Raw genomic sequence first — 4,724 nt, forward strand, 5'->3', positions numbered from 1 at the left:
GAAAGTAAAGCACTTTGGGAACTACAAAACATGGCTGAAACTTCTAGATTGATTATTAATGATACCCTGTATGAATAAATGGATTCCCAAAACATTTTTGTTGTTAAGCGCAGCATTTTTGCTGTTCTCCTGGAGTATTTATTTAGATGAAAACATTTATGAAAACAAGCCTGCCGATTATGATGCCGAGATGCAAAAAAAGGGTCGGTTGGTGTGGCAAAAATACAATTGCCATGTGTGTCATCAACTCTATGGATTAGGCGGATTTCTGGGGCCTGATTTAACAAACGTATCTGAAAAAGGATTTTTTTATCTGGATGCTTTCTTAAAAAATGGAGCGGCTTCTATGCCTCCATTCGAATTGACAGAAGAAGAAACAAAACAATTATTTGATTTTCTTAAAGCAACAAATGCCAGTGGTTCCTCCAATCCGAAGGATTATAGAAAACTGTGGAATGGAATGATTGAGCAATGATTTACGAATTAACTAATTTTAGACAAGTATGAGGCGCGAGATTTTGCGCCTTCTCATTATAAATAAAATTAATATTTTTGATAAAATCAATAAGAGACAATACTTGCGCCTGATACTTGAAAGATGAATGAAAAATAGTTATAAAAATACCGGCAACCTTTTTTTAATTACGGCGATGGTGTTGTTTATGGTAAGTGTTATTTTTGGGTTTTTGGGTTCGTTAATTTATCGCTATCCGGAGTTTTTAAAAGAGAATATCGGTTTGTCAGGTTTGCGCCCTATGCACGTTACGGCATCCATTTTTTGGATCTTGCTTGCGGCAACCGGGGCTATATATCATTCGCTGAAAGAAATCACAAAACAAAACAATTACAAATTCCTACAATTGCTGCATTGGGCAATCTGGGTGATCGCTCTCATCGGAATCTATTATTCCTATTTCACCGGAAATTTTGGTGGCCGGGAGTACTGGGAATACCCTCCTGAATTTGCCATTTTAATCGGCCTTGCTTGGGTATTGTTTTTAGTAGTATTCATCCAAAAAGTCAAAACCATCAAAAAATGGCCGGTTTATATCTGGATGTGGCTCACGGGTATCGTATATTTCCTGTTTATTTTTATTGAAAATTACCTGTGGGTTATCCCCTATTTCAGGGAGTCTTTTATCAAAGATATGGTCATACAATGGAAAGCTGCGGGTAGCATTGTAGGGGCATACAATATGCTGGTGTTTGGCACGGCTTTTTATGTGATGGAGCGCATCAGCGAACAAGCCAATACCGGATTCAGCAAATGGGTGTATGCATTATTTTTCCTTACTTTTTTCAATATGCTTTTTAACTGGGGCCATCATTTGTATCTGGTGCCTACCAACCCAACCATTCATTATGTGGGGTATATTGTAAGTATGACCGAATGGGTGTTTTTTATCAAAATTCTTTACAACTGGAGAAAGCAAGTTACTGAGGCAGAAGCACATTATCATTATTTCCCCTATCGTTTTTTATTGGCGGCAAATTTTTGGTTATTACTTAACCTGACGCTGGCTTTGTTTATGTCCATACCGGTCATAAACCTCTATATGCACGGCACGCATTTTATCACAGCCCACGCCATGGGAACCACTATTGGAATCAACACGATGATTTTGCTGGCTGCTGTGTTCTACTTTTTGTTACCCCAAAGGGAAAGCCACCAGTCACAATGGTTAAAAGTCGGGTTTTGGGGAGCACAACTATCACTCCTTGTTTTTTTAATAGCACTAATTGGAATGGGGCTTGTTAAAAGTTTCTGGTTTTTTGAGGAACCTCAGGCGCCTTTTGGGGAGATGATGGAGCGTTCCCGGGCTTGGATACTAGTATTTATTATTTCCGGAACTGTGTTGATGGTTTCGTTTCTAATTATTGGAATTAAGCTGTTAAATTCTTCATTCAAAAAAACAAAAAAGCCGAACACATTAAATGTTCGGCTTAAAAAATTAATGTCTTTTTGAGATTAATTCTCTCCAGCCTCTTTTTTAGCGTCTTCTATCATTTTCTCATTAGGTACTATCGCAACATTAACACGGCGGTTTTTGGCTCTACCTTCAACAGTGCTGTTGTCGTGCGATGGCCTGTCAGGTCCATACCAGGTTGTAGTAAAACGACCACTGCTAAGTCCTCTTCCAACTAGATAATTAGTAACAGACTCTGCTCTGTTTTTAGACAAGGTCATATTAAAATCATAAGGACCTGTACTATCAGTATGACCAACAACCAAAATATTGGTGTCTGCATACTCTTTCATAACTCCTGATAGTTTGTCAAGGTTTGCTCTTGATTGCTCATTAAGGTCATGTCTGTTAGTAGCAAAATAAACACCACTGCCTTCGTCAAAAGTAATCACAATAGCATCATCAATGCGTTCTACTTGTGCTCCCGGTATTTCTTCTTCAATTTTTTGAGCTTGTTTATCCATCCTGTTGCCAATAAGCACCCCTGCGGTTCCTCCAACAACACCACCAACTACTGCACCTATCACCTGATTGTCTTTGCTACTGCCCACTTGGTTACCAATTATGGCTCCTAATACTGCACCACTGGCAGTTCCTATTACAGCTCCTTTTTGAGCGTTGCTTGCATTTCTTGTAGCATCACAGGAGGTAATTAAACCTACTAATGCTACAGCTAATAATAATATTCCTGTTTGTTTGATTAGTTTTTTCATAGTTTTTTAAATTTTTGTAAAGTTCATATTTAGTGTAAATGGTTTCCCATCAACAGTTAGATTTTGTTGCCAAGTCATCATAGTATCTGTAAGATAAGCCAAACGTACTCTGAAGCCCTGATTTGTTTCTGAACGCCCACGTTCATCTGTTGGCTTTAACAGAAAATCGTAATAGCCGGTTGAGGCATCTATTTCCTGAATAGTAAAAATAAAATGCCTGTCTCCTACAGTACAACCTGCAGAACCGATGGTATAAACACCAGTATTGTTGTTGGGAATAAACTTCCAGGTACTTCCCTCAAAACAGTCTTTCGAAGCATCACTAAAAATAGTGATATTGTAGCTTCCGCTTTCACTATATGTAATGGAGTTTAGGACCCATTCACCTTTCATTACATTTTTAGACTCACGAACAGCCTGCGGCGTTGCACAAGCTAATACCAAGAAACTGAATGTCAGTAAATAAATTACATTTTTCATATATAAGTTGATTAATTATTTCCTATAAAAGTAGCTAAAATTTAAGTAAATAATGCATAGTTGTTAAAACCTTATCATTTACTTAACATTTTTTAATAAACAGGAAAATATTTAATAACAATTAGTAATATAGAAGCTCCAGCAAGCTTTTTTCAAAACGATTTTTTGCTAGATAATTTTTTTCCAAAGCCGATGCGAATGGAATGGGAGTCTCAAGACTGGCCACCCTTTTTACAGGTGCATCTAGTGATTCAAAACAGTGCTCCATAATCATAGCTGAAATATCAGAAGCTATCCCGCCAAACATGCTGTCCTCCTGAAGGATGATAGCTTTTCCTGTTTTAATTACAGATTCAAAAATAGCTTTTTTGTCTATTGGCTGCAAAGTTCGCAAGTCCAGTAAATCAGCTGAAATTTCAGGGTGATTGTTTAAGGTTTCAAGAGCCCAATGTGCTCCGGCACCATAAGTAATAATTGTGACCTCATTACCTTCTTTTAAAAATGATGCTTTGCCTAAAGGCAGTGTGTAATAATCTGTCGGGACATCCTGATACACACTTCTATAAAGCGCTTTGTGTTCAAAAAACAACACCGGATTGGGGTCTTCAATACTTGTGGCCAATAATCCTTTGGCATCATAAGGAAAAGCCGGATATACCACCTTTAAACCCGGCGTATGTGTAAACCAGGCTTCATTGGTCTGACTGTGAAAGGGTCCTGCACCCACTCCGGCACCACAGGGCATTCTTACCACCACATCTGCTTTTTCACTCCAGCGGTAGTGGCTCTTTGCAAGATAATTCACTATGGGGTTGAATCCTGATGAAACAAAATCGGCAAACTGCATTTCAACTACGGCTTTGTATCCGTTGATGGTCAAGCCCATTCCTGCAGAAACTATGGCCGATTCACATATAGGGGTGTTTCGCACACGCGCTTTTCCAAATGCCTCTACAAAACCTTCAGTGATTTTAAACACACCGCCATACTCAGCAATATCCTGACCCATAATGACCAGGTTCTTGTGGCGCTCCATGCTTTGTCTCAATCCTTCAGAAATCGCATCTATAAGTCGAATATTTTTCGTTTCTGAATTAGGTGTAGTTTCCTGATATACAAACTCTTCATAGACATCACTCAATTCATCAATTTCAGTTGATTCTATAGGCACTTCCGCGAAAGCGATATTGAGGTTTTCATCGATTTCTTTTTTGATTTCAGATTTAAAGCCATTGATAGCATCCTCAGTCAACACGCCATTTTCAAGTAAATAACTTTCATAGTTATTCACTGGGTCTTTTAATGCCCAAAACTCCATTAACTCTTTGGGCACATACTTGGTCCCACTAGCTTCTTCATGGCCGCGCATCCTGAAAGTAATAAACTCCAATAGCACCGGACGGGGATTTTCACGCATACTTTCGGCAAGTTCAGACACTTTTGTATAGACGTCTTCAATGTTGTTGCCGTCAATCTGATGAGCTTCCATACCATAACCAATGCCTTTGTCAATCATTTGTTTGCAGCGGTACTGTTCATTGGTTGGTGTTGAAAGTCCATAACC

The 4,724-nt window shown here is 38.7% G+C and carries 5 protein-coding genes; 2 read left to right on the forward strand and 3 right to left on the reverse strand.

Annotated features, from left to right (window positions below; translation table 11 throughout):
• Positions 1 to 70: 70 nt before the first annotated feature.
• Positions 71 to 475, forward strand: a complete 405-nt coding sequence (locus tag AC6F75_RS10880; protein WP_500715045.1) for a c-type cytochrome — start codon at positions 71 to 73, stop codon at positions 473 to 475.
• A 127-nt stretch (positions 476 to 602) separates the two neighbouring features.
• Positions 603 to 1,967: a cbb3-type cytochrome c oxidase subunit I gene (locus AC6F75_RS10885; protein ID WP_500715046.1), complete on the forward strand. Its 1,365-nt coding sequence runs from the start codon at positions 603 to 605 to the stop codon at positions 1,965 to 1,967.
• Positions 1,968 to 1,969: 2 nt separating this feature from the next.
• Here AC6F75_RS10885 and AC6F75_RS10890 read toward each other — a convergent pair whose 3' ends face one another.
• The 3 genes from AC6F75_RS10890 to AC6F75_RS10900 all read right to left on the reverse strand — a co-directional run.
• Positions 1,970 to 2,680, reverse strand: a complete 711-nt coding sequence (locus AC6F75_RS10890; RefSeq protein WP_500715047.1) for a YiaD family glycine zipper/OmpA-like lipoprotein — start codon at positions 2,678 to 2,680, stop codon at positions 1,970 to 1,972.
• A 6-nt stretch (positions 2,681 to 2,686) separates the two neighbouring features.
• Positions 2,687 to 3,160: a lipocalin family protein gene (locus AC6F75_RS10895; protein ID WP_500715048.1), complete on the reverse strand. Its 474-nt coding sequence runs from the start codon at positions 3,158 to 3,160 to the stop codon at positions 2,687 to 2,689.
• A 121-nt stretch (positions 3,161 to 3,281) separates the two neighbouring features.
• On the reverse strand, positions 3,282 to 4,724 hold a 1,443-nt coding region (locus AC6F75_RS10900), incomplete at its 5' end, for a transketolase C-terminal domain-containing protein (protein WP_500715049.1).

The organism is Planktosalinus sp., from assembly GCF_059864935.1.